The 21,691-nt window shown below is 65.6% G+C and carries 20 protein-coding genes; 19 read left to right on the forward strand and 1 reads right to left on the reverse strand.

The features are described from left to right. Positions 1–158 precede the first annotated feature (158 nt). The 10 genes from argS to ACFRJ8_RS07945 all read left to right on the forward strand — a co-directional run bounded on the left by argS (position 159) and on the right by ACFRJ8_RS07945 (position 12,949). Entirely contained in the window at positions 159–1,808 is a 1,650-nt protein-coding gene (argS, locus tag ACFRJ8_RS07900) for an arginine--tRNA ligase (protein ID WP_377985550.1), read from the forward strand. 5 nt (positions 1,809–1,813) lie between these two features. Further along, complete coding sequence (gene lysA / locus ACFRJ8_RS07905; protein ID WP_377985551.1) at positions 1,814–3,301, forward strand: diaminopimelate decarboxylase; 1,488 nt, start codon at positions 1,814–1,816, stop codon at positions 3,299–3,301. Beyond that, positions 3,302–4,618: a homoserine dehydrogenase gene (locus ACFRJ8_RS07910; protein ID WP_377985552.1), complete on the forward strand. Its 1,317-nt coding sequence runs from the start codon at positions 3,302–3,304 to the stop codon at positions 4,616–4,618. Beyond that, on the forward strand, positions 4,619–5,725 hold the full coding sequence (gene thrC / locus ACFRJ8_RS07915; protein WP_377985553.1) for a threonine synthase: 1,107 nt from the start codon (positions 4,619–4,621) through the stop codon (positions 5,723–5,725). 2 nt (positions 5,726–5,727) lie between these two features. Continuing rightward, positions 5,728–6,714 carry a homoserine kinase gene (thrB, locus tag ACFRJ8_RS07920; RefSeq protein ID WP_377985554.1) on the forward strand — a complete coding sequence of 329 codons (987 nt, stop codon included), beginning with the start codon at positions 5,728–5,730 and terminating at the stop codon, positions 6,712–6,714. 320 nt (positions 6,715–7,034) lie between these two features. After that, entirely contained in the window at positions 7,035–9,161 is a 2,127-nt protein-coding gene (rho, locus tag ACFRJ8_RS07925; protein ID WP_377985555.1) for a transcription termination factor Rho, read from the forward strand. Positions 9,162–9,422: 261 nt separating this feature from the next. After that, entirely contained in the window at positions 9,423–10,496 is a 1,074-nt protein-coding gene (gene prfA / locus ACFRJ8_RS07930) for a peptide chain release factor 1 (RefSeq protein WP_377985556.1), read from the forward strand. A 16-nt stretch (positions 10,497–10,512) separates the two neighbouring features. Continuing rightward, on the forward strand, positions 10,513–11,418 hold the full coding sequence (gene prmC, locus ACFRJ8_RS07935; protein WP_377985557.1) for a peptide chain release factor N(5)-glutamine methyltransferase: 906 nt from the start codon (positions 10,513–10,515) through the stop codon (positions 11,416–11,418). After that, complete coding sequence (locus ACFRJ8_RS07940) at positions 11,415–12,185, forward strand: L-threonylcarbamoyladenylate synthase (protein WP_377985558.1); 771 nt, start codon at positions 11,415–11,417, stop codon at positions 12,183–12,185. Before prmC ends, ACFRJ8_RS07940 begins: the two co-directional genes overlap by 4 nt. Continuing rightward, the gene (locus tag ACFRJ8_RS07945; RefSeq protein ID WP_377985559.1) at positions 12,182–12,949 is read left to right on the forward strand and encodes a WecB/TagA/CpsF family glycosyltransferase; all 768 of its coding nucleotides are present in this window, start codon (positions 12,182–12,184) and stop codon (positions 12,947–12,949) included. The genes ACFRJ8_RS07940 and ACFRJ8_RS07945 overlap by 4 nt, the downstream gene beginning before the upstream one ends. Before the next feature lie 33 nt (positions 12,950–12,982). Here the strand turns inward: ACFRJ8_RS07945 and ACFRJ8_RS07950 are convergent, their stop codons facing one another. Then, positions 12,983–13,879: a glycosyltransferase gene (locus tag ACFRJ8_RS07950; protein ID WP_377985560.1), complete on the reverse strand. Its 897-nt coding sequence runs from the start codon at positions 13,877–13,879 to the stop codon at positions 12,983–12,985. 305 nt (positions 13,880–14,184) lie between these two features. Between ACFRJ8_RS07950 and ACFRJ8_RS07955 the strand changes: the two genes are divergently transcribed. The 9 genes from ACFRJ8_RS07955 (at position 14,185) to ACFRJ8_RS07995 (ending at position 21,634) form a co-directional block, all read left to right on the forward strand. Further along, positions 14,185–15,309 (forward strand): MraY family glycosyltransferase, encoded by a 1,125-nt coding sequence (locus ACFRJ8_RS07955; protein ID WP_377985561.1) that lies wholly within the window; start codon positions 14,185–14,187, stop codon positions 15,307–15,309. Positions 15,310–15,450: 141 nt separating this feature from the next. After that, on the forward strand, positions 15,451–15,936 hold the full coding sequence (locus ACFRJ8_RS07960; RefSeq protein WP_377985562.1) for a hypothetical protein: 486 nt from the start codon (positions 15,451–15,453) through the stop codon (positions 15,934–15,936). Continuing rightward, the gene (locus tag ACFRJ8_RS07965) at positions 15,929–16,279 is read left to right on the forward strand and encodes a hypothetical protein (protein ID WP_377985563.1); all 351 of its coding nucleotides are present in this window, start codon (positions 15,929–15,931) and stop codon (positions 16,277–16,279) included. The genes ACFRJ8_RS07960 and ACFRJ8_RS07965 overlap by 8 nt, the downstream gene beginning before the upstream one ends. A gap of 91 nt (positions 16,280–16,370) precedes the next feature. Further along, positions 16,371–17,171 carry a F0F1 ATP synthase subunit A gene (gene atpB, locus ACFRJ8_RS07970; protein WP_377985564.1) on the forward strand — a complete coding sequence of 267 codons (801 nt, stop codon included), beginning with the start codon at positions 16,371–16,373 and terminating at the stop codon, positions 17,169–17,171. Between the two features lie 125 nt (positions 17,172–17,296). After that, positions 17,297–17,515, forward strand: coding sequence for an ATP synthase F0 subunit C (gene atpE, locus ACFRJ8_RS07975; protein ID WP_091559519.1), 219 nt, complete (start codon positions 17,297–17,299; stop codon positions 17,513–17,515). Positions 17,516–17,564: 49 nt separating this feature from the next. After that, positions 17,565–18,116, forward strand: coding sequence for a F0F1 ATP synthase subunit B (locus tag ACFRJ8_RS07980; protein ID WP_120954420.1), 552 nt, complete (start codon positions 17,565–17,567; stop codon positions 18,114–18,116). Continuing rightward, positions 18,116–18,943, forward strand: a complete 828-nt coding sequence (locus tag ACFRJ8_RS07985) for a F0F1 ATP synthase subunit delta (RefSeq protein WP_377985565.1) — start codon at positions 18,116–18,118, stop codon at positions 18,941–18,943. Before ACFRJ8_RS07980 ends, ACFRJ8_RS07985 begins: the two co-directional genes overlap by 1 nt. Positions 18,944–19,026: 83 nt before the next feature. Further along, a complete protein-coding gene (gene atpA / locus ACFRJ8_RS07990; protein WP_026266817.1) occupies positions 19,027–20,664 on the forward strand; it encodes a F0F1 ATP synthase subunit alpha in 1,638 nt (545 codons plus the stop codon). 76 nt (positions 20,665–20,740) lie between these two features. Beyond that, positions 20,741–21,634: a F0F1 ATP synthase subunit gamma gene (locus ACFRJ8_RS07995; RefSeq protein WP_377985566.1), complete on the forward strand. Its 894-nt coding sequence runs from the start codon at positions 20,741–20,743 to the stop codon at positions 21,632–21,634. The last annotated feature ends 57 nt before the right edge of the window (positions 21,635–21,691 follow it).

Below are 21,691 nucleotides of genomic sequence, written 5' to 3' on the forward strand. Positions count from 1 at the left end.
ATGTGCAGGCAGTTCAGGGTTGCAGACGTCGATTTCAGGGTAACGGTTCAGCCTTGGTGCCAGGCATTGACCACCTTGGGTTTTCCCGGAGCCCGACCCCAGCCGTCACGCCAGGCACCAGATTCCGCCACACACCGGCCCACCGGTAGGCTAGAAGTGTGACCCCAGAAGAACTCTCCCTCGCCATTTCCGCCTGCCTGAAGGACGCTGTCTCAGCCGGCGACATAGCCCTCTCAGCAGCCGACATCCCGGATGAGGTGCGTGTGGAGCGCCCGAAGAACAGGGATCACGGGGACTGGGCCACGAACGTCGCCCTCCAGCTGGCCAAGAAGGCAGGCACCAATCCACGGGAGTTCGCGTCCGTCCTGAGCGCCCGGCTCAAAACGATCGCCGGCGTGTCCGCGGTTGACATCGCCGGCCCCGGCTTCCTGAACATCACCGTGGACGCTGCTGCCGCCGGTACCCTCGCCAAGGCGATCGTCGAGGCAGGTGCCGCCTACGGCACGAACACCGCGCTCGCCGGGCACGTGGTCAACATGGAGTTCGTCTCCGCCAACCCCACCGGCCCGTTGCACATCGGCCACACCCGCTGGGCCGCCCTCGGCGACGCGATCGCCCGGGTCCTCCGGGCCTCCGGAGCCGAGGTCACGGCCGAGTACTACATCAACGACGCCGGTTCCCAGATGAACGTGTTCGCGAACTCCGTGTACGCCAGGCTGCACGGCCAGGACGTGCCCCAGGGCGGCTACCCGGGCCAGTACATCGCCGACCTCGGCCACGAGGTGCTCACCGAGCACCCGGACATCCGCGAACTCACCGAAGTGGCGGCCCTGCCGGTGATCCGGGGCGCCGCGTACAAGGCGCAGATGCATGACATCAAGCAGACGCTGGCCGAGTTCGGCGTCGACTTTGATGTCTACTTCTCCGAGCAGGAGCTCCACGACGCCGGCGCGATCGAAGACGCCGTCGCCCGCCTGCGCGAACAGGGCCACGTCTTCGACGACGGCGGCGCGGTCTGGCTGCGCACCACAGACTTCGGCGATGACAAGGACCGCGTGATGGTCCGCGCAAACGGTGAGCCGACCTACTTCGCCGCCGACGCCGCCTACTACCTGTCCAAGAAGGACCGCGGCTACACCGAAAAGATCTACCTCCTCGGCGCCGACCACCACGGCTACATCAACCGGCTCAAGGCCATCGCGGCTGCCGCGGGCGATGACCCCGAGGTCAACATCGAGGTCCTGATCGGCCAGCTGGTCTCCGTCAACGGCGCCAAGCTGTCCAAACGCGCGGGCAACATCATCGAGCTCAAGGACCTCATCTCCTGGCTCGGCAAGGACGCCGTCCGGTACTCGCTCGCCCGGTTCCCGGCCGATTCGCCGCTGACGCTGGACCCGGACCTGCTGAAGAAGCACAGCAACGAAAACCCGGTGTTCTACGTCCAGTACGCCCACGCCCGCTCCCGCGGTGCCGCCCGCAATGCAGTGGCCGCGGGCGTGGACCGCAGCTCCTTCAATGCCGCCCTGCTGGAGCATCCCACCGAAAACGAGCTGCTCTCGCACCTGGGCAGCTATCCCTCGATCGTGGCCAAGGCCGCCGAGTTGCGCGAGCCGCACCGGGTGGCCCGCCACCTCGAAGTGATCGCCGGCGCGTACCACCGCTGGTACGACGCCTGCCGCGTGGCACCCCTGGGCGAGGAACCCATCACGGACACCAACCGCACCAGGCTGTGGCTTAACGATGCCACCAGCCAGGTGCTGGCCAACGGTCTGGAACTGCTGGGCGTCTCGGCGCCGGAACGGATGTAACCGCCATGACGTCAAAATCAGGACAGTCACCGCTCGCGCCGGACTGGCTCGAGGTCCCTGCCGACCTCAACGCCCTCCACGAACCGCTGTGGGCGGCCGGGGTCACTCGGAACGACGCCGGCGAGCTCACCATCGAGGGGCTGGCGGTCAGCGAGCTGCAGCGCCAGTACGGCACGCCGCTGTTCGTGCTGAGCGAGACCGACTTCCGGGCCCGGGCCCGGGCCTTCAGCGACGCGTTCAACGACGCCTTCGCCGATATCTGCGGGGGAGTGGACGTCTACTATGCCGGCAAGTCCTTCCTGTGCACCTCCGTGGTCCGCTGGGTCGAGGAGGAGGGGCTGCGCCTGGACACGGCGTCCGGCGGCGAGCTCGCCGTCGCCTTCCGCGCCGGCATCCCCGGCGCCGACGTCGCCCTGCACGGAAACAACAAGTCCGACGGCGAAATCCACCGGGCCCTGGACATGCAGCTGGGCCGGATCGTGGTGGACAGCCTCGACGAGCTCGAACGCGTCGCGGCGATCGCCGCCAACCGGGGTGACACCGCCAGGGTGATGCTGCGGCTGACCCCCGGCGTGCACGCCCACACCCACGAATTCATCGCCACCGCCCATGAGGACCAGAAATTCGGGCTGTCCATGGCCGGGGACTCCACGGACCAGGCCGGGCTGTCCGCCGCGGAGGAAGCCGTGGCCGCGGCGACCGGGCACGCGAGCATCGAGCTGCTGGGCCTGCACTGCCACATCGGCTCCCAGATCTTCGAGCCGGACGGTTTCGCCCTCGCCGCCGAGAGGTTGCTGGACTTCCTGGCAGCGATGCAGTCGAAGTACTCCATCGTGCTGCCAGAACTTGACCTCGGCGGCGGCTACGGGATCGCCTACACCCCCGTTGACACACCGCGCCCGCCTGCCGAGATCGCGCAGGCGATGGCCGCCGTCGTCCGGTCCAAGTGCGCTGAATTGGACATTGCCGCCCCCCGGATTTCGATCGAACCCGGCCGCGCGATCGTCGGCAGCACCACCTTCACGCTGTATGAGGTCGGCACGCTCAAGACCGTCCGCGTAGATTCCCCGGGTTCCGGGGCCACGGTTGACGCCGCGACCAGCCACGACGCCGCGGGGGACGTTACGTATCCGCGCCGGTATGTGTCGGTGGACGGCGGGATGAGCGACAACCCCCGGCCGGTGCTGTACGACGCGGATTATTCGGCGATTCTCGCCTCGCGGAGCTCCGATGCGGCGCCGCAGCTGTCCCGAGTGGTGGGCAAACATTGCGAGAGCGGCGACATAGTTGTTAGAGATGTATATCTGCCCGAGGACGTGGCAGCCGGTGATCTGCTTGCTGTACCGGGGACCGGCGCCTACTGCTGGGCCCTGTCAAGCAACTACAACTATCTGGCCCGGCCGGGCGTAATCGCTGTCAGCGACGGATCTGCCCGGCTCATTGTCCGCGGGGAAACCGAAGAAGATTTGCTCAACCGCGACATGGGAGTCTGAATGTCTGAATTGCGAACCCTGAAAGTGGCCCTGCTGGGCTGTGGCAACGTTGGGGCCCAGGTTGCGCGGATTCTCATTGACGACGCCGAGGCCCTTGCCGCGCGCACTGGCGCGCGGCTGGAGCTGCAGGGCATCGCGGTGCGCAACCTCGAGGCGGAGCGCGACGTCGAATTGCCGCAGGAGCTGTTCACAACTGACGCCGAAGTCCTGGTCAAGGACGCCGACGTCGTCATCGAGCTCATGGGCGGGATTGAGCCGGCCCGGACCCTGATCCTGACTGCCATGCGGCACGGTGCCTGTGTTGTCAGCGGCAATAAGGCGCTCCTGGCCCAGGACGGTCCCACACTGTACGAGGAAGCGGACAAGGCCGGGGTGCAGCTTTCCTATGAGGCAGCCGTGGCCGGCGCCATCCCCATCCTGCGGCCCATCCGCGACAGCCTGTCCGGCGACCGGATCACCCGGGTGCTCGGCATTGTCAACGGCACCACCAACTTCATCCTCGACCAGATGGACTCCACCGGCGCGCAGTTCGCAGATGCGCTGGCCGAGGCCCAGCGCCTGGGTTACGCGGAAGCCGACCCCACTGCCGACATCGAAGGCTACGACGCCGCCGCCAAGGCCGCGATCCTTGCCTCGCTGTCCTTCCACACGCGGTTCGCCCTGGAAGACGTCTCCTGCGAGGGCATCACGTCGGTCACCGCGGCGGACATCGCCGCCGCCAAGGAAGCCGGCTTTGTCATCAAGCTGCTCGCGATCGCCGAGAAACTCGATGACGAGAACGGCAAGACCGGCGTCTCGGTCCGCGTCCACCCCACGCTGCTGCCCCGTGAGCACCCCCTCGCCGCCGTCCGCGGCGCGTTCAACGCCGTCTTCATCGAAGCCGAAAACGCCGGCGAGCTCATGTTCTACGGCCAGGGCGCCGGTGGCACCCCAACGGCCTCCGCCGTGCTGGGCGACCTCGTGTCCGCGGCCCGGCGCATTGTCCTCGGCGGCCCCGGCCGGACCGAAACCACCACCGGATACGTACCCCCGCTGCCCATCGACGCAGCCGTCACGAGCTACTACATCGGACTCGACGTCGCGGACCAGCCCGGCGTCCTGGCCCGGATCGCGCAGCTCTTCGCGGAGCACGGTGTGTCCATTGAAATCATGAGGCAGACCATCCACCGCGACGCCGACTCCAACGTGGAGTCGGCCGAGCTGCGGATCGTGACACACCGTGCACGCGAGGCCGCACTTGCAGCAACCGTCGAGGCCGTCAGGCGCCTGGACGTCATCAATTCCGTCACATCCGTACTCCGGGTAGAAGGAGTCTAAATGGCTCACCAATGGCGCGGTGTCATCCGCGAATACGCTGATCGTCTTCCTGTTACGGAAGCCACCAAGGTCATTAGCCTGGGCGAGGGCGGCACCCCGCTAGTCCACGCCCGCCAGCTCTCCGAGCTGACCGGCAGCACCGTGTACCTCAAGGTCGAAGGCATGAACCCGACCGGTTCCTTCAAGGACCGCGGCATGACCATGGCCATGACGGCAGCGGTGGCCGCCGGCGCCAAGGCCGTGGTCTGCGCCTCCACCGGCAACACCTCTGCGTCCGCCGCAGCCTATGCGACGGCGGCCGGGCTGCAGTGTGCGGTGCTGGTTCCCGAGGGCAAGATCTCCATGGGCAAGCTGAGCCAGGCAGTCGCGCACGGAGCCACCCTGCTCCAGGTGGACGGCAACTTCGACGACTGCCTCGACATCGCCCGCAAGCTCGGCGAGTCCTACCCGGTGTTCCTGGTCAACTCCGTCAACCCGGCCCGGATCGAAGGCCAGAAGACGGGTGCCTTCGAAGTGGTGGATTCGCTCGGCGACGCCCCCGACTTCCACGTGCTTCCGGTGGGCAACGCCGGCAACATCAGCGCGTACTGGAAAGGCTACAAGGAGTACGCCGCGGCATTTGAGTCGCCCACCGCCGGATCGCTGCCTGCCGTGTCCACCAAGACCCCTGTCATGTGGGGCTTCCAGGCCGCAGGGGCGGCGCCCTTCGTGGCCGGCCACCCCATCACCGAGCCCGACACCATTGCCACCGCCATCCGGATCGGCAACCCGGCCTCCTGGGACACCGCCGTGGCGGCCCGGGACGAATCCGGTGGCGTCATCGAGGCCGTCACGGACGAGGAAATCCTGTCCGCGCACCGCTGGCTCTCCGCCCGGGAAGGCGTCTTCGTGGAGCCCGGCTCTGCTGCCGGCGTCGCCGGACTGATCAAGAAGCACGCGGCCGGGGAAGTGCCGGCCGGCAAGACGATCGTGATCACGGTGACCGGTCACGGCCTCAAGGACCCGCAGTGGGCCCTGCGCACCGAGGACGGCAGTGAAGTCCAGCCGGTCAAGGTCTCCAACGACGTCGTCACTGTCGCCGCAGCACTGGGACTGGAAGAAAAATAACGTTGGAAACAACCCTCACCGTCCCGGCCGAATCAGCTGCCGGCTCGCCGGCCGTTCCGGCGGGCCAGCTGGTCACCGTGCGCGTGCCGGCCACCAGCGCCAACCTGGGCCCCGGGTACGACAGCCTCGGCCTGGCGCTCACGCTGCATGACACGCTCACCGTCGAAACCCTGGCCAGCGGTGAACTTGAATTCGAGCTCAGTGGCGAGGGTGCCGAGTCCCTGCCCCGCGATGCGACGCACCTGGTGGTCAAGGCCCTCACGGAGGCACTGCACCGCCTCGGATTCCGGCACGAAGGCCTGCGGATCACGGCGGACAACGTCAACCCGCACGGGCGGGGCCTGGGTTCCTCGGCGTCGGCCGTGGTGGCGGCCGTGAGCGCCGCGAATGCCTTGGTCCCGGAGGCCTCGCGGCGGGGCCGGGACTGGATCCTGCAGCTCACGAGCGAAATGGAAGGCCACCCAGACAACGTGGCACCCGCCATTTTCGGCGGACTGGCGCTGTCATGGCAGGACAGTGACCAGTACAGCAGCACGTGCGCGTCGGTGGCCGCCTCGGTCATCCCGGTTGTTGCCGTGCCGGACTACGAACTCTCCACTGAGGCCGCCCGGGCGCTCTTGCCGGCATCGGTGGGCCACCATGCCGCGGCCATGAACTCCGGCCGCGCGGCCCTGCTGATCCATGCCCTGACCGCCAACCCGGAGTTCCTGCTGCCCGGCACCGAGGACTACCTGCACCAGAGCTACCGCGCCCAGGCCATGCGGCCCAGCGCCGAGCTGATCGGCGCGCTGCGCCGGGCAGGGCACGCCGCCGTCGTATCCGGCGCCGGACCCACCGTGCTGGTGCTGGCCAACGGAGAAGCGGAAGCCCGTGAGGTGGTGGACTTCATCGGCGCCCACACCGCGGGCAACACGCCGGAAGTAGGCTGGCGCGTGATGAAGCTGGCCGTGGACGTTGAAGGTGCTAAAGTGGAAGTGCACCGGCGGTAAATACGCAGGCGGTAAATTTAGTAACCGTTGTAAGACCGCGATGTTGGCCACGTAGCCTCTCTCATCTTTCACTGCGCAATATTTTCCGGTGCCACCTGCTTTCGGTCTGACGCAGGAATCAGCAGAATTGTTCTGCCCCCTGAAACTCAGCCCGCCGTTCCTCATTTCTCGGATCGTGCATGGTGAAGCAGTATCCGGCCCTGCTGGCCGAAATCCATCCGGCAAGGCCGAAATCCCGGCTGCAGATCTGAACTGCAGCCCAGATCAAATCACCGCGTCCAGCTCTTAGCCTGGACGCCGTCGAGGGGGAAGGATCCTTCGTGACCGAAACCACTGAGCTGTCTCCGGCTGTGGATACATCTTCTGCTGCCGAATCAACGGCAGCACCCGCCAAGAGCAGCGGCCTTGCAGGCCTCAAGCTCGCCCAGCTCCAGGCCCTCGCCAGCCAGCTGGGCATCTCTGGCGGTTCCCGCATGCGCAAGGGCGATCTGGTCACGGCCATTTCCGCCCACCGCGCAGGCACCCCGGTAAGCAAGGCTCCGGCCCGCGCTGCCGAAAAGGCGAGCGACAACGGCACTGTTTCCCGCGCAGCCGCCCCGGCAGCGGCGCCCGCCGCCGACGAGGCCGCCCAGGAAAGCCCCCGCGCCCGCCGCGGACGCAGCCGCCGTGCAGGCAGCGACGGCGTTGTCACGGCGCCTGCCGCTGAGGCACCCGCCGCCGCGGTTGAAGCCCCCGCGGTTTCCACTGAGTCCGGCGCCCGGGAATCCGCCACTGCGGAAGCCGGCTCTGCCGTCTCCGGTACGGAATCCGGTGACCGCACGCGGCAGCCGCGCACCCGCAACCGCCGCCGCGGCGAAGCCGCAGCCCAGGGCACCGAAGCCGCTGGCCAGAACGCCGTCGAGGCCCAGGCTGAGCAGCCTGCCACTGAGCAGCGCACTGAACAGCGTGAACAGCGCACTGAGCAGCGTGAACAGCGCACTGAACAGCGCGAACAGCGCCAGGCCGAGCCCAGTGAAGACGGCCAGCGCCGCGACACCCGCACCCGTGGCGGCCGCGACGAAACCGCCGGCAGCCGCGAGAACACCCGCGACACTGATGATTCTGATGGCGGAAGCCGCCGGAACCGCCGCAACCGTCGTGACCGCAACGACCGCGGTGACCGCCAAGGCCAGCAGGACAGCCGCGACAACTCCTCGCGCAACGACCGTTTCCGCGACCGCAACGACCGCCGCCGCGGGCGTCAGCAGGGACCGGACGTCGACGACGTCGAGGTCACCGAGGACGATGTCCTCCTGCCGGTCGCCGGCATCCTCGACGTGCTGGAGAACTACGCGTTCATCCGCACCTCCGGCTACCTGCCGGGCCCGAACGACGTCTACGTCTCGCTCGCCCAGGTCAAGAAGTACAACCTGCGCAAGGGCGACGCCTGCGTCGGTGCCATCCGTGCACCCCGGGAAGGCGAGGACCGCAGCCAGCAGTCCGCCCGCCAGAAGTTCAACGCCCTGGTCCGCGTCACCTCGGTGAACGGCAAGACGCCGGAAGAACTCAAGGACCGCGTCGAGTTCGCGAAGCTCGTCCCGCTGTACCCCTCCGAGCGCCTGCGCCTCGAGACGGACCCGAAGAAGATCGGCCCCCGCGTGATCGACCTCGTGGCCCCGATCGGCAAGGGCCAGCGCGGCCTGATCGTTTCGCCGCCGAAGGCCGGCAAGACGCTCATCCTGCAGTCCATCGCCAACGCCATCACCACCAACAATCCTGAGGTCCACCTCATGATGGTGCTTGTTGACGAACGCCCCGAAGAAGTCACGGACATGCAGCGCACCGTCAAGGGTGAGGTCATTGCCTCCACCTTCGACCGTCCCGCCGACGACCACACCACCGTGGCCGAGCTCTCCATCGAACGCGCCAAGCGCCTCGTGGAAATGGGCATGGACGTTGTGGTGCTCCTGGACTCCATGACCCGCCTGGGCCGTGCCTACAACCTGGCAGCACCGGCTTCCGGCCGCATCCTGTCCGGTGGTGTGGACTCCGCCGCGCTGTACCCGCCGAAGCGTTTCTTCGGTGCAGCCCGCAACATCGAAAACGGCGGCTCGCTGACCATCCTGGCCACCGCGCTCGTGGAGACCGGTTCCAAGATGGACGAGGTCATCTTCGAAGAGTTCAAGGGCACCGGCAACATGGAACTGCGCCTGTCCCGCCAGCTCGCGGACAAGCGCATCTTCCCGGCAGTGGACGTGAACGCGTCCGGTACCCGCCGTGAGGAAAACCTGCTTTCCCCCGAGGAAGTCAAGATCATGTGGAAGCTGCGCCGCGTCCTGTCCGGACTCGAAACGCAGCAGAGCCTTGAGCTGCTGACCAACAAGATCCGGGAGACCCAGAGCAACGTCGAGTTCCTCATGCAGGTGCAGAAGACGACGCTTGGTGCGAAGTCCGATAACGACAAGTAGTTAAGTAGGGGCGGGAGCGGATTCCTCGCGTGGTTCGCCACGCGGGTTTTCCGCCCCCGCCCCTTCGCGTGGAGGCTCGATCCTGCGGATCCGAGCCTCCACGCTCCGGCAGGCCCGATGCCACTCCCGGGGCGGAAAACCCGCGCGGCGCAGGGGCCGTTACGCCCGCTCACTGCGACGGCAAAACCGAACGGCTTCGCTGTTTGCCCACCTTAGCTGTCGCATTACTAGACTTGGTATCAAGTCGAAAGAGGTTTGAAAATGTTTGAGTCCGTACAGGGCCTGTTGGATGAGCACGACTCCATCCAGGCGCAGCTGGGGGATCCTGCTGTTTATGCTGACCAGCGGCTGGCCCGCAAGTTGGGGCGGCGTTCTGCTCAGCTGAACGGCATTGTGGAGGCATACCACCGCTGGGAGGCCATCAGCGATGACCTGGCGGCTGCCAAGGAAATGGCGGACGAGGACCCCGAATTCGCGGCGGAGGTACCCGAGCTGGAGGCTGCGCTGGAGACGGCGGCGGCCAAGCTGCGCCGGCTGCTGATCCCGCGCGACCCGGACGATGCCCGCAACGTGATCCTCGAGGTCAAGGGCGGCGAAGGCGGCGACGAAGCTGCCCTGTTCGCCGCGGACCTCCTGCGGATGTACAGCCGTTACGCGGAATCCCGTGGCTGGAAGACCGAGATCATCTCCGCGACGGAATCGGACCTTGGCGGTTACAAGGACGTCCAGATGGCCGTCAAGGGCAACTCGAACGATCCGGCCGAGGGCGTGTACGCCCGGCTCAAGTTCGAGGGCGGCGTGCACCGGGTGCAGCGTGTCCCCGTCACCGAATCCCAGGGCCGCATCCACACTTCGGCCGCCGGCGTGCTGGTCCTGCCCGAGGTGGACGAGCCTGAGGAACTGGAGATCAACCAGAACGATCTCAAGATCGACGTCTACCGCTCCTCAGGTCCCGGCGGGCAGTCGGTCAACACCACCGACTCCGCTGTGCGCATCACCCACCTGCCCACGGGGATCGTCGTCGCCATGCAGAACGAGAAGTCGCAGCTGCAGAACCGTGAGGCCGGCATGCGCGTGCTGCGTGCCCGCATCCTGGCACACCAGCAGGAGCTGATCGACGCCGAAAGCTCGGCGCAGCGCAAATCGCAGATCCGCACCATGGACCGCTCCGAGCGCATCCGTACGTACAACTACCCCGAAAACCGGATTGCGGACCACCGCACCGGCTACAAGTCCTACAACCTGGACCAGGTCATGAACGGTGACCTGGAACCGGTGATCCAGTCGGCCATCGAATTGGACGAGCAGTCCCGGCTCGACGCCATCGGCGAATAGGCGCGGGTCACTTGTGATGACAGCAGGCGATGGGCCGAGCCTGGCGGAGGCCGTCAGCGAGGCGACGGCGGTTCTCGCGGCGGCCGGCGTGCCCAGCCCGCGCGTGGACGCCGAACTCCTGGCCGAGCACCTGCTTGGCGTCGGGCTCGGCCGGTTGCGCGCGCTGATGCTCGGCGACTCGCCGGCTCCGGAGGGCTATGCCGATCTCGTTGCCGAGCGGGCGCAACGGATCCCGCTGCAGCACATCACAGGCGTGGCGCACTTCCGCTACCTCGACCTGGCCGTCGGTCCCGGCGTGTTTATCCCGCGGCCGGAAACCGAATCCGTGGTGCAGCTGGTGCTGGACTGGCTCAAGGGCAGGGACGGGCTGGCGCACCCCAAAGTGGTGGACCTGGGCACCGGATCCGGCGCGATCGCGGGATCGATCGCGCACGAGGTTCCCGGCGCGGAAGTCCACGCGGTGGAGTACAGCGAATTCGCGCACGCTTGGGCGGCGAAAAACCTGGCTCCCCTGGGCGTCCACCTCATCCGCGGCGATCTCCGCGACGCGCTGGGCGAACACAACGGCACCTTCGACGTCGTCGTCTCCAACCCGCCTTACATTCCGGCCGAAGCGATCCCGAACGAACCCGAAGTGGCGCTGCACGACCCGCCCGAGGCACTCTACGGCGGGGGAGCGGACGGGATGGAACTTCCGACGGCGGCGGCTGCCTCGGCTGCCCGGCTGCTGGTTCCCGGCGGCTACTTCGTGATGGAGCACGCCGAAGTCCAGTCGGAATGGATCGCCGCGATGCTCAGCCGCACCGGGGTGTTCTCCGAGGTGACCACGCACCGCGACCTCAACGGCAAGGACCGTGCTACCAGCGCTGTGCTGGCGCCCTCGAAAAAACGTGTCATGACTGATGAAAGAATAGGCCAGTGACGACTAGCTACGATTGCACGGCACCAGAGCAGCGCGCCGCAGGACTTGAACATGCCCAACGGGCCATCCGGGAGAGCAAGTGCGTGGTCTTCCCCACGGACACGGTCTACGGCATCGCCGCCGATGCCTTTTCACCGCTCGCCGTGACCCTGCTGCTCGCGTCCAAGGGCCGGAGCCGGAAGATGCCTCCGCCCGTGCTGATCCCCAGGCTGAACGCCCTCGACGGCCTCGCCACGGATGTTCCGGCCGAGGCGCGGCGGCTGGCCGAGGCGTTCTGGCCCGGCGGCCTGACCCTGATCCTGCATGCCCAGCCGTCACTGGACTGGGACCTCGGCGAGACCAAGGGGACTGTGGCCCTGCGGATCCCGGCGGACGAGATCGCCCAGGACCTGCTGACGCTCACCGGGCCCCTTGCTGTGTCCTCCGCGAACCGCACCGGGCACGCAGCGGCGCAGACCGCCGCGGATGCCGAGGCCCAGCTGGCGGAATCCGTGGAGGTCTACCTTGAGGGCGGACCCCGGCCCGCCGAAGGTGCCGAGGCCCTGGCCTCGACCATCGTCGACGCGACGGCCCTGCCGCTGCGCGTAGTGCGCCAGGGGGCCATCAGCCTCGAACGCCTGCGCGTCGTGGTTCCTGGCCTGCTGGACGTCGACGGCAACGCCCCGGACGCCGTGGATGCTGCCCCAGACGGCGACGATGCTGCCGGCGACGCTGCGCCTGAGCCCGCTGCGCCCGAGCCCGCTGCGCCCGAGCCCGGCACCGCATGACGCTGGAGCGCCAACCCGTCCCCTTTCTCGACGTCGAAGCGACCCCACTTACGGTGTCCGAACTGACCGCGGTCCTCAGCAACTACGTGGCCGAGGGCCGGACCCGGATCATGGTGGGGCACAACCTGCACAGCGTGACGCTGCTGCACTCCGATCCGGCCTTCCGGTCGTTCTACGAGCGCAGCGACGTGGTGCTGATCGACGGCGCGCCGGTGCTCTGGCTCTGGGCCAAGACCGGCGAAGAGGATGACGGCCGGGCAGCGGTGATGGACTACCGGCTGGGGTCGACCGACTGGATTCCCGCGCTGGGCAATGTGGCGGGCCTGGAGCGCATCGCGGTCATCGGCGCAGGTGCCGTGGCCAACGCCGGCGCCGTGGCCAGGCTGCGGGAGATCGTCCCCGGGGCGCGGGTTGACGGCATGCCCGGCGAAGGCTGGAACGATGACGTTGAGGAAGCCGCGGTGGAATGGCTTAACCGGCTGCGCCCGCAGCTTGTGCTCCTGGGCCTCGGGATGCCGCTGCAGGAACAGGTCCTGGCGCGCCGGCTTGCCGTGCTCCCGCCCGCTATCTACTGCACCGTCGGCGGCGCCATCGAACAGATTGCCGGTGTGCAGAAGCTGGCGCCACGCTGGATCGGGCGGCTCGGGCTCGAGTGGGCCTGGCGGCTCATGCTCCACCCGCAGCGGGTGGCCTACCGGGTGTTCGGCGAGCCCTGGGTGCTGTTAGGGCTCCTGCTCCGCCGACGGCTGCGCGGGCAGGGCTAGGGCCGGCAACCCTGGCGCCTGTGGCCCGGACGGTTAGAACTTCTGGTCCTCCAGCGGACCGAAGCCCTTGCCGCGCAGTCCGGCGGAAAAGGCGCGGAACCAGTCAGCAAGCCCGCGGAAGTCGCCGCTGCGCAGGAAATAGCCGAGGTAGCCGCCCACATCCGCGATGAACGACTTCACCCGGAAATGCCGGCGGATCATGTAGCCGCGGTTCCGGTAGTAGAAGTAGCGCTTGAAGGCGGAATCCGGAACGATCACGTGCCACCGCGCCCCGAAGACGTGCTTGGTTTCAGCGAAGGCGTGCGGATGCGTGATGGCAGCGGTGGTGACCGTGCCGAACCGGGTCCCTGCCTTCCTGAGCCTCAGCGTGAAATCCACCTCGTCGCCGCGGATGAACAGGCGCATGTCCGGCAGGCCGACCTTGAAGAAGACATCGGAGCGGATCAGGGCGCCGTTGAAGAAGTGTCCGTTGTCGGGCAGGAACCCGACCTTTTCCACCTCCGCACGCTCATGCGTGACCTTGCCGTTGAGCCGGAAGAAAAAGGACAGCTGGTCGGGGTGGCCCGGGGCCACCACGAGCGGGACCACAGCGTCCAAGCCGCGTTCCTCCGCCTCGCGCAGCAGCGTGGCAAGGCATTCGGGGTCTGCCGGCTCGGCGTCGTCGTCCATCATCCAGATCCAGTCAGCGCCGCTGGCCACAGCCTTGAGGATGGCCAGCGAGAATCCGCCGGCGCCGCCCAGGTTCGCCTCGGACCGGACATAGTCCACGTTGGCGTGCCGCTCGGCAACGTCCTTCGATGGCACGGTGCCGCTGTCGACGAGGCAAATGGACTGCACCGGAGCGGTCTGGTTGTTGATGGCGTCCATCAGGACCGCCAGCTCCCGGGGACGGTCAAACGTCACGGCAGCGACTGCAACCGAGGGGGTCATCGCGGGGTCCTTTCAGCACGACCGTCAGTGAATTTCCCGCCGGCGGAGGGCCGTGTGACGCGAAGACAGGTGGCCGTTGGCATTAGTATCTTGACTAGAGTCCACTGTAATACAGCCCTGTCAGGCACTACGCACTGCCTGCCCTGAGCACGGCGACGGAGAAGTTTCATTTTTCGAAAGACAGTTCCACGGCAATTGAATCCACCCCATTTCCGCAGCTCACCGGTGCCTCCGCTGCTGCGGAACGTGCCGGCGTGTGTTGCCTGCGCTGACGGCGCTGAGGGCACTTGGTCGGTGGTCTTTCCGTGATCATGTACCTGCTCATGATGCTGACGGCAGCGATCGTGACGTACTCGGCGACCTGGGGTGCCCGGCTGGTAGGCAACAAGATGGAGTTGTATTCCCCGATCCGCAGCCGCGACATGCATTCCACCCCGATTTCCCGGCTCGGCGGCCTCGGCATCTTCGCGGGGGTCCTGGTGGCATTGGTCATGGCGAGCAATTCGTTCTTCGTCAAGGACATCTTCCGGAACAACACGGCGCCGTGGGGAATCCTGGCCGGGGCCGCCGTGATCGTGCTTGTCGGTGTGGCGGACGATCTGCTGGATCTTCGGTGGTGGGTCAAGCTCATCGGCCAAAGCGCCGCTGCATTGGTCGTGGCCACCTGGGGTGTCCGGATGACGGTTATCCCGTTCGTCCCGGAGCCGTTCGTGATTCAGAATGAGGCCGTAAGCATCGTGCTGACTGCCGGGCTGATCGTGACCACGATGAATGCGTTCAACTTCATTGACGGGCTCGACGGCCTCGCCGCGGGCGTGGCGATCATCGGGGGAGCGGCGTTCTTTCTCACGGCCTACTGGGTCCACAGGACGGCCGTCCTGCTGGACCGCTCGGACCTGGCCACCCTCCTGACCGCCATCGTGGTCGGCAGCTGCGTTGGATTCCTGCCGCACAACTGGTTTCCCTCGAAGATCTTCATGGGCGATTCCGGGGCTATGCTGATCGGCCTGCTGATGGCCTCGGCCGGCGTCGTCTCCACCGGCCAGATCAGCTCCGGCCTCTACGACCGGGCCAACGGCATTCCCACCGTTATTCCTATCCTGTTGCCGTTCGCAGTACTGTTCCTGCCGCTGCTGGACCTGTGCCTGGCGGTTGTGCGGCGGACCGCGCTGGGCCGTTCGCCGTGGTCGGCGGACCGCGGGCACTTGCACCACAAGCTCCTGGACATTGGGTACTCGCACCGCGGCGCCGTCGTACTGATGTACCTGTGGACCTGCATCCTGGCCTTTGGCGGGCTGGCCTTCGCGATCTTCCCCTGGCATATCGTCCTCGCCGTCGATCTGGCCGCCGCGGCAATCATGGCCGTGGTGACTGCCTGGCCCTACCTGCGCCAGCGGGGGCCGCGGCAGATGGCCCGCACCCCTGAGTAGCCTCAGGAAGTAGCCCGCCGGCGTGCCGGAGGAACCTGCTCCGACGCGCTTTACCGAATAATTTCTATCTAATGTAGAATTCAGGGGCGGTGCTTCGCCGCCCACCTTGACCAGCATTACGCCAGCGACGATTGGGATCTCATGACCTCCAACGCCGAACCGGGACCCGCTTCCGGCAACGGACCCGTTGGCGTCTCTGGCCCCACGAAATCCCTGTGGCTCAAACTGCTGGCCATGAGCTCCGCAGCCTCCGCCGCCGCCCTGGTGCTGACCGGCATAGCTGCCTTCATCTTCAACGGCGCCGTGGGGTTCTGGTCCGCCCTCTTCGGCGGAGCGCTGGTAATGGCGTTCTTCGCCATCAGCCTGGCGGTGGGCCACTTCGTCGGCCGCAACAACCCCTCCGGAGCGATCGGACTGTTCGTCGCGACGTACTTCGTCAAGGTTGTCGGCTTTGCCGTGGTCCTCTTCGTCATCGGCGCTCCGGCCTGGCTGCACGGCCGCTGGTTCCTGATCGGCGCCGTCGTGACCGTGGTGATCTGGCAGGCAGCCGAAATGTACGGTTTCAGCAAGGCGAGGCTCCAGATTTACAACGACCCCGAACCCCGAAAAGACGGCACCGATGTTTAGCCGCAAAACTGGCCGCCGGCCACTTACCGGACCAATTAACAAGCCAGCCAAAACACCTAAAACTACAGCCGGTGCCCCCGGTGTATCGACGGATGGCAGCGACGGCGGATACAACGCCGGGATCGCCGTCTTTAGCTACATTGTTGGCGGAATCATCGTCTGGAGTTTGATAGGGTGGGGACTGGATAATCTGTGGGGAACCCGCTGGATTGTGCTCGCAGGCGCTCTGCTTGGAGCTGCGGGAGGGTTCTATCTTTCTCATATGCACGGCCTCACCAGTAACCGAACTTCAACTGATGACGGCAATGCTGCACGTGGCCCGTCCAAGGACGAGGAACAGTAATGCCAAATAATTTCACAGGGGGAGAGGCGGGCACCAATGTCGCCGGTCCCCGCCCAACGCCCAATGATGGACACTGCAGAGAGGAAACGCGTTGATCGCGCTTGCGCTCCCGGCCCAAGATTCAGGAACCTTCACGCCTCCTGGAATTGAAGAACTTCACCTGCCGGCTATCATCCCCTGGGGTGCGGCCGATGGATTTTCCAAGCAGATGCTGCTGGTAATCCTATCGGTTGTCATTATCGGTACATTCTTTGTGATCGCTGCGCGGAAGCAGCAGCTCGTTCCCGGCAAGCTGCAGTTCGCAGGCGAGTCCGCCTATAGCTTCGTCCGCAACAGCATCGCCAAGGACATCATCGGCGGCCGGGACTTCATGAAGTATGTCCCGCTGCTGTTCACGCTCTTCTTCTTCATTCTCGTGAACAACATCTACGGTGCAATCCCGCTGATCCAGCTTCCCACCTTCTCTCACGTCGGCGGGGCCTACGTGCTCGCAGCGATCGTGTACATCACCTGGATCGCTGTCGGCGTCAGGAAGAGCGGCCTGAAGTATTTCAAGCTGGCAACGGTTCCGTCTGGTGTGCCGTTCTACATTCTTCCGATCGTCGTTCCGATCGAGATCATCTCTAACTTCCTGGTCCGCCCGGTCACGCACAGCCTCCGTCTGTTCGCCACCATGCTGGCTGGTCACTTGATCATCATGATCTCCGGTGCGGGCATTGAATTCCTCGTGATGCAGGAAAACGTCCTCCTCAAGGGCGCGTCCGTACTCGTCCTTGGCGGTGCCATCGCCATGTACATGCTCGAGGCGCTGATCATGGTGCTGCAGGCCTACGTCTTCACGCTGCTGACCGCGATCTACATCGAAGGCGCGCTGCACGCCGACAGCCACTAGGCACCACGCCAGCAGGCGCAACGCCAGTAGGCGCAACGCCAGTAGGCACAACATAGTCTTCCCCTCACGGGGATGAAGCAACCCAAACAACCTGCCACATGGGTGGCATCTTGAAAGGAAGAAAAATGGAAGGCTCCATCAACGGCTCCATCAACCTCGTCGGCTACGGCCTCTCCGCCATCGGCGGTGGTATCGGTGTGGGTCTCGTGTTCGCGGCTTACATCAACGGTGTTGCACGTCAGCCGGAAGCCCAGCGCGTCCTGCAGCCGATCGCATTCCTCGGCCTCGCGCTGACTGAAGCCCTCGCCATCCTGGGCCTGGTCTTCGCGTTCGTTCTCAAGTAAACAGAACAAACCGAAAATCCAGAACCGAGTAGATAAGGACGGGTGAAATATGAATCAAGCGATCATCTCAGCCGCCACCGAAGGCGGTACTAACCCCCTCGTTCCCAATCCTTGGGAGATGCTTGTCGTCTTCGCCGGCTTTGCTCTTCTCCTGTTCATTGTGGTCAAGTACGTTGTCCCGATGTTCGAGAAGACCTTCGCGGAGCGGGCCGAGGCCATCGAGGGTGGCATCGCCAAGGCCGAAAAGGCCCAGGCCGAGGCCTCCGCAGCACTCGAAGAGTACAAGCAGCAGCTCACGGAAGCCCGCACCGAAGCCAACCGCATCCGCGAGGAAGCACGCGCCGAAGGTGCCCAGATCCTTGCAGAGCTGAAGGAGAAGGCTGCTGCCGAGTCTGCCCGCATCACCGCCCAGGCCCACACGCAGATCGAATCCGAGCGCCAGGCGGCCGTTGTGTCGCTCCGCGCGGAGGTCGGCACGCTGGCCACCACGCTGGCGAGCCGCATCGTCGGCGAGGCACTGAGCGACGATGCACGGTCGGCCCGAGTGGTGGACCGCTTCCTGGCAGATCTGGAGAACCAGAACGCGGGTGTAGCTAAGTAATGGCAGGTGTATCGAGCGAATCGCTGGCCGCTGCGCTGGCAGCATTGGAAGCCAAGCTTCCCTCCGCGTCGCTGCAGTTGGCAAAGGAACTCTTCGGAATCCTGGGAACGGTGGACAGTTCGGCCGGCTTGCGCCGCGCCCTGACTGACCCGTCCCGCAGCGCTGACGAAAAGTCGGCGCTGGTCAAGCAGCTCTTCAGCGGGAAAGTATCCGCTGATGCTGTTGAGATCGCTGCCGGACTGGCCGGCTCCCGCTGGGCATCGGCACGGGATATCGGCGATGCACTCGAGACTCTTGCCGCTTCGGTGGTCATCGCTGTTGCCGAGAACAAGTCGGCCGTCTCTGCCTCCGGACTTACCGGACTGGAATCGCTGGAGAACGATTTGTTCTCCTTCAACCAGGCCGTTCAGTCCAGCCACGAGGTCCAGCGTGCTCTGTCCGAGCCGCAGGCCAGCCCGGCTGCCAAAGTGACCCTCGCCGACAAGCTCGTACCTGGTGCGAGCGAGGAAGCGAAAGTCCTGATCGGGCAGGCCGTCACGGCTCCGCGCGGGCTCAAGGTCACCAGCCTGGTTCGCCGTTTTGCTGAGCTTGCCGCCAAGCGCCAGCAGCGCTGGATTGCAACGGTCAACGTCACCCGTCCGCTGTCGGAGGCTCAAACCAGCCGCTTGCAGACCGGGCTGAACGCCCTTTACGGGCGCGATCTTAAGATCAACATGAACGTTGATCCTGCACTGATCGGTGGCATCCGGATCCAGGTAGGTGACGAAGTGGTTGACGCTTCGGTCGCCGGCCGCCTGGGCCAGCTCCAGCGTCAGCTTGCCGGCTAGCCGGGCAAGCACAACCTAACGACAAGAAACCCCGGTCATCGTGAGCAACGATGATCACGAAAACAGGAGAGCAGGGACTGCAGATGGCCGAATTGACCATCAACGCCGACGACGTCCGTAATGCGTTGAACGAGTTCGCGGCGTCCTACGAACCCGGAAACGCAGAGCGCGTAGAGGTCGGCCGTGTAACAACCGCAGGTGACGGCATCGCCCGTGTTGAGGGCCTTCCCTCGGTCATGGCGAACGAGCTGCTTCGCTTCGAAGACGGCACGCTGGGCCTGGCCCAGAACCTCGACGTCCGCGAGATCGGCGTCATCATCCTCGGTGACTTCACCGGAATCGAAGAGGGCCAGGAAGTCCACCGCACCGGACAGGTTCTGTCCGTGCCGGTTGGCGACGCCTTCCTCGGCCGCGTGGTTGACCCGCTGGGCCAGCCCATCGATGACCTCGGCGAGATCAAGGCCGAGACCACCCGTGCACTGGAACTTCAGGCACCCGGCGTGACCCAGCGCAAGTCGGTTCACGAGCCGATGCAGACCGGGCTCAAGGCTATCGACGCCATGATCCCGATCGGCCGCGGCCAGCGTCAGCTGATCATCGGTGACCGCCAGACCGGCAAGTCCGCCATTGCCATCGACACGATCATCAACCAGAAGGCCAACTGGGCTTCCGGCGACGTGAAGAAGCAGGTGCGCTGCATCTACGTGGCGATCGGCCAGAAGGCATCCACGATCGCGGCTGTCCGCCAGACCCTTGAGGACAACGGCGCACTGGAGTACACCACCATCGTGGCTTCTCCCGCGTCCGACCCCGCAGGCTTCAAGTACCTGGCACCGTACGCCGGCTCGGCTATCGGCCAGCACTGGATGTACGGCGGCAAGCACGTCCTCATCGTGTTCGATGACCTGTCCAAGCAGGCCGAGGCCTACCGTGCAGTGTCACTGCTGCTCCGCCGCCCGCCGGGACGCGAAGCCTACCCGGGCGACGTCTTCTACTTGCACTCCCGTCTGCTGGAGCGTTGTGCCAAGCTCTCCGACGAGCTCGGTGCAGGCTCAATGACCGGTCTGCCGCTGATCGAGACCAAGGCGAACGACGTGTCCGCCTACATCCCGACCAACGTGATCTCCATCACCGATGGCCAGATCTTCCTGCAGTCGGACCTCTTCAACGCCAACCAGCGCCCCGCTGTGGACGTCGGCGTCTCCGTCTCCCGTGTTGGTGGCGCCGCCCAGGTCAAGTCCATGAAGAAGGTCTCCGGTACCTTGAAGCTGGAACTGGCCCAGTACCGCGACATGCAGGCCTTCGCCATGTTTGCCTCGGACCTCGACGCCGCATCGCGCCAGCAGCTGACCCGTGGCGCACGCCTGATGGAACTGCTCAAGCAGGGCCAGTACTCGCCGTTCCCGGTCGAGAACCAGGTTGTCTCCATCTGGGCCGGCACCAACGGCCACCTCGACGAGGTTCCGGTTGAAGACATCAACCGCTTCGAGACCGAGTTCCTGGAGCACCTCAAGCACAAGTCCTCCATCCTGACGACGCTGGCCCAGACCAACGTCATGGACGATGACACCGCTGAAGCACTGAAGACCGCAATCGTGGACTTCAAGAAGGGCTTCTTCGGCGAGGGAGACAACCTCCTGGTCGGTGCGGGGCACGAGGAGCACGCCCCCATCGGCGAGGATCAGGTCGACCAGGAAAAAATCGTCAAGCAGAAGCGCTAGTTTCGCTGGCAGGGACTGCCGGGACCCGCACGGGTTCCGGCAGTCCCGGCCATCGGGATCTTAGGAAAGGATAAGTATGGGAGCCCAGATCCGGGTCTACCGCCAGAAGATCAGCTCGACGACGTCGATGCGCAAGATCTTCAAGGCGATGGAACTGATCGCTACCTCGCGCATCGGCAAGGCCCGCGCACGCGTAGCAGCTTCACTGCCTTACGCGAACGCGATCACGCGTGCCGTTTCTGCTGTCGCAAGCCAGAGCGAAATTGACCACCCACTGGTCACCGAGCCGGCGCAGATCCGCCGGGCCGCCGTCCTGGTCATCACTTCGGACCGTGGCCTCGCAGGGTCTTACTCGGCGAGCGTCCTCAAGCAGGCCGAAGGCCTCAACGAGCTGCTCCACGCGGAAGGCAAGGAAGTCAAGACGTACCTGGTCGGCCGCAAGGCACAGGCGTACTTCGACTTCCGGAACCGTGAATACGATCGCGTATGGACCGGAAACACGGATGCACCGGAGTTTGCGACCGCGCGGGAAGTCAGCGAAGCATTGCTGGCTGAATTCGCTACCGCCTACGAAGAGGGCGGCGTTGACGAAATCCACGTCGTCTACACCCGCTTCAAGTCGATGGTGACCCAGGAGCCGACGGTCGTTCGTCTGCTGCCGCTCGAGGTCGTCGAAGAGACAGCCGCGTCCGAATCGGACCTGCTTCCCCTCTACGAATTCGAGCCGGAAACGGAGCAGGTTCTCGATGCCCTGCTGCCGCGCTACATCGAATCACGTATCTTCGCCGCCATGTTGCAGGCAGCAGCTTCCGAGCTCGCAGCCCGCCAGCGCGCGATGAAGTCCGCCGGCGACAACGCGACGGACCTCATCAAGAAGTACACGCGTCTGCGCAACACTGCCCGCCAGGCTGAAATTACGCAGGAGCTTTCCGAAATCGTTGCCGGTGCCGACGCGTTGTCCGCGTCCTAGCCTGCACGAGCCCGGATCCAGCTGTACCTGCACCAAAGAATAAACTTAACCCCACGC

The sequence above is a fragment of the Arthrobacter sp. NPDC056886 genome (genome assembly GCF_042788715.1).
Taxonomy (GTDB): Bacteria; Actinomycetota; Actinomycetes; order Actinomycetales; family Micrococcaceae; genus Arthrobacter.